The following is a 2,604-nucleotide window of genomic DNA, read 5'->3' on the forward strand; positions in this document are numbered from 1 at the left end:
CGGCCACGCCGGTCGCGCCCGCTGCGGCGATCACGGCCACGGCCGATCCGGCCAGGACGAGGAAGCGGCGCCGATCAGGACCCGGACGGGAAGCGGGGGCCTCGTCGGTCGACGAGACGAGGTCACCCGAGCCGGTCCCCGACCCGTCCCCCGAACCGCCACCTGTCCCGTCCCCGGACGCGGGGAACAGTGCGCCGACCATCAGTCGCAGGGCGACAACGGCGAGGACGGTGCCGGCGAGCGTCGGCAGCACCCACGCGAGCCCGGCCGAAGGGCGGGTCGCCGCAGCGAGAACTCCCGTGAGTCCGAGCGCGATGATGAGGACGGACCCGATCGGCCGCCGCGGTCGCTCCGTGAGACCGATGACCACACCCATCACCGCCAGGATTCCGGCGAGGCCGATGAGCAGCGCCGGTTTGTCCGCGGTACCGAGTGCGTCGATGGTCGCCTCGCGGACGGCCGAGGGTGCGCGGTCGACGACGGAGTCGGCCACCGCCAGGAAGGGAGACGAACCGGGGGCGACCAGTCCCGCCATGGCGTGACCGACCGCGAGAGCGATTCCGGTCGCGAGGACGCCCGCGGCGATCTGGGCTGTCACGCGGGTTCGGGGCTGGGTGATATCCACGTCAGGAGTTCGGAGCACAGGCCTCGGCGGACGGTGGGGAAGAGAGATTTCGGGGGTCACCCATCCGGCCGGAGAACTGTGCCGAAGAACCTGTGACCCAGCACGCAAGGCTCTGTTGAAAGGACCAACACCATGAGCATGACGATCTCCCGCCGTATGGCTTCGATCGCCGCGGCGGCTGCCGTGAGCGGCCTCGTTCTGGCCGGCTGCGCGAACGACGAGGGCACCACCGAGGCCGAGGGCACCACGACCGCCCCCATGACCTCCGAGATGACCACCGAGGAGACCACCGCCATGGCGGAGCCGGCCGGCATGCTGGTCGGGCCCGGGTGTGCGGACTACGCCGAGGCGAACCCGGACGGCCCGGGCTCGGTCGACGGCATGGCCATGGAGCCGGTCGCCACCGCCGCCTCCAACAATCCGCTCCTCACCACCCTCACGGCCGCCGTGTCGGGCGGGGTGAACCCGGAGGTCGACCTGGTCGACACCCTCAACAACGGTGAGTACACCGTGTTCGCGCCGGTCGACGACGCCTTCGCGCAGGTCGACGACGCGACGATGGAGGCTCTCCAGACCGATCCCGAGCTGCTCACCACGATCCTGACCTACCACGTGGTCGAGGGTCAGATCTCGCCCGAGGACATCGAGGGCATGCAGACCACTCTCGCCGGCGAGGACGTCGACGTCACCGGCTCCGGCGACGAGATCATGGTCAACGAGGCCAACGTGATCTGCGGCGGCGTCCAGACGGCCAACGCCACGGTCTACCTCATCGATCAGGTCCTCGTCCCCGAGGAGTGAGCGCGTTGAGTTCCGGTGATCCCTGACCGCCGGGCGGTGTCACACCACCACAGCACAACCACAGCCCGGGTCGACGCGACAGCGTCGGCCCGGGCTGTGCGCTGTCGCGGGGGGGTTGACACGGGTCGCTCAACGGGGATAATTAAGGTATCGCCTAATTAAGGAAAGCACGAAGTGAAACAGGCTGGTGATTCGCTGTCCCGGGTGTTCCAGGCGCTCGCCGATCCCACGCGGCGTGGGATCCTCGAGCGGCTCAGCGCCGGGCCGGCGACTGTGGGCGAGTTGTCGGACCCCTTCGACATCAGTGCACCCGCCATCTCGCAACACCTGCGGGTGTTGGAGAGCTCCGGTCTCATCGAGCGCAGCACGCGCGCCCAGTGGCGGGTGTGCACGCTCCGGCCGGAACCACTGGACGCCGCCACGGAGTGGGTCGAGCGCACCCGCGGGCTGTGGCAGCAGAAGTTCGACCGACTCGACGGCGTGCTGGCCGACATCCAGCGCGGGCACGTCGACCCCGAGCATCGAGGACGAAGGTCTCGATCGAAGGAGTGAGGGCACCATGTCCGTTCCCGAATTCACCATCACACGTACGTTCGACGCCCCGCGCGAGACCGTCTGGCGGGCGTGGACCGACCCCGCCGTCGCCGCCCGCTGGTGGCATCCCCACGAGGTCACCACTCCCGCGGACAGCGTCGCGATCGATCTGCGCGTGGGAGGTCGCTACACCTACCTGATGATCGACCCGACCGGCCGCGAATGGCCGGCCGCGGGCGAGTACCTCGAGATCCGCGAGCCCGACCGGCTCCGGTTCACCTGGGGCAGTCCCGGTGATGACGGGGACGAGGTCCCCGTCATCACCGTCGACCTCGCCGAGGTGGGCGACGGTCACACCCTCATGACGTTCCACGTGGCTGGACTGCCGGACGACCGCGGCTCCGAGCACAGTGCTCACGACGGCTGGACCGAGGCGTTCGAGGAGCTGGACGGAGTCCTGGCGGCGTCCGCAACGCACTGACCCGGACACTCGGGCGACAGTCAGGCCCGCGGCCCAGAGTCAGCCCCTCAGCTCAGAACCAGTCGTCCCGCATGTCCAGGGTTGTGCGGTCGCCGGAGGCCAGCAGGTCGAACTTGGCGTCCACGACGGGCAGTTCCCGCCGGAGGAAGTACGCGGCGGCCTG

Annotated in this window: 3 protein-coding genes and 2 pseudogenes; 3 read left to right on the forward strand and 2 right to left on the reverse strand. The window is 69.7% G+C overall.

The genetic code is table 11. From position 1 onward, the window contains the following. Positions 1-625: pseudogene (locus G6026_RS10200) on the reverse strand (oxidoreductase); the annotation flags it as partial. Between the two features lie 138 nt (positions 626-763). Here G6026_RS10200 and G6026_RS10205 point away from each other — a divergent pair. From G6026_RS10205 to G6026_RS10215, 3 genes are all read left to right on the forward strand, one after another. After that, entirely contained in the window at positions 764-1,426 is a 663-nt protein-coding gene (locus G6026_RS10205) for a fasciclin domain-containing protein (protein WP_107758254.1), read from the forward strand. Between the two features lie 174 nt (positions 1,427-1,600). Further along, positions 1,601-1,978 carry a metalloregulator ArsR/SmtB family transcription factor gene (locus G6026_RS10210; protein ID WP_107757588.1) on the forward strand — a complete coding sequence of 126 codons (378 nt, stop codon included), beginning with the start codon at positions 1,601-1,603 and terminating at the stop codon, positions 1,976-1,978. A 7-nt stretch (positions 1,979-1,985) separates the two neighbouring features. Next, on the forward strand, positions 1,986-2,441 hold the full coding sequence (locus G6026_RS10215) for an SRPBCC domain-containing protein (protein ID WP_107757587.1): 456 nt from the start codon (positions 1,986-1,988) through the stop codon (positions 2,439-2,441). 52 nt (positions 2,442-2,493) lie between these two features. On the opposite strand, the pseudogene G6026_RS17320 reads toward G6026_RS10215, so the two are convergent. Next, a pseudogene (locus G6026_RS17320) lies at positions 2,494-2,604 on the reverse strand (DUF2500 domain-containing protein); the annotation flags it as partial.

Origin of the sequence: Dietzia sp. DQ11-38-2 (assembly GCF_014145055.1) — a bacterium.
Classification (GTDB): domain Bacteria; phylum Actinomycetota; class Actinomycetes; order Mycobacteriales; family Mycobacteriaceae; genus Dietzia.

What these genes read in the sequence shown, in the direction of transcription:
- G6026_RS10205 (WP_107758254.1), top strand. Translation starts at nt 764, where the DNA reads ATGACGATCTCCCGCCGTATGGCTTCGATCGCCGCGGCGGCTGCCGTG.
- G6026_RS10215 (WP_107757587.1), top strand. Translation starts at nt 1,986, where the DNA reads ATGTCCGTTCCCGAATTCACCATCACACGTACGTTCGACGCCCCGCGC.